General features: G+C 67.4%; 1 protein-coding gene. It reads right to left on the reverse strand.

Annotation, left to right across the window (positions count from 1 at the left end; genetic code table 11):
- The coding region (locus IEY93_RS37670) for an endo-1,4-beta-xylanase (protein WP_189167909.1) at positions 1-503 on the reverse strand (503 nt) is incomplete at both ends.

A 503-nucleotide genomic window follows, 5' to 3' on the forward strand; every position in this document is an offset into this window, starting at 1 on the left:
CCGCTGAACAGCAGCGGGGTGTCGCCGCTGCGCCAGGAGTCCTGGTCGCGGACGCCCCAGACGGTGATGCCGGCGCAGCGGGGCACGGCCAGGCAGTCGTTGACGATGTTGGCGTAGGTGGTGGCCGAGGCGCCCTGGACGTCCAACTCGGTGATCTGCACGTCCACGCCGAGGGCGGCGAAGCTGGAGATGGTGGTGCGGTAGTTGGCGTTGTAGGCGCTGCCGCTGTTGAAGTGGGACTGCAGGCCCACGCAGTCGATCGGCACGCCGCGAGCCTTGAAGTCCTTGACCATGTTGTAGACGCCTTGCGTCTTGGCCCAGGTCCAGTTGTCGATGTTGTAGTCGTTGTAGCAGAGCTTGGCGGCCGGGTCGGCGGCGCGCGCGGTGCGGAAGGCCACCTCGATCCAGTCGTTGCCGGTGGACTGCAGGTTGGAGCTGCGGCGTCCGCCGGAGTTGCCGTCGGCGTAGGCCTCGTTGACCACGTCCCAGGCGTAGATCTTGCC

Origin of the sequence: Sphaerisporangium melleum (assembly GCF_014646695.1) — a bacterium.
Classification (GTDB): Bacteria; Actinomycetota; Actinomycetes; order Streptosporangiales; family Streptosporangiaceae; genus Sphaerisporangium; species Sphaerisporangium melleum.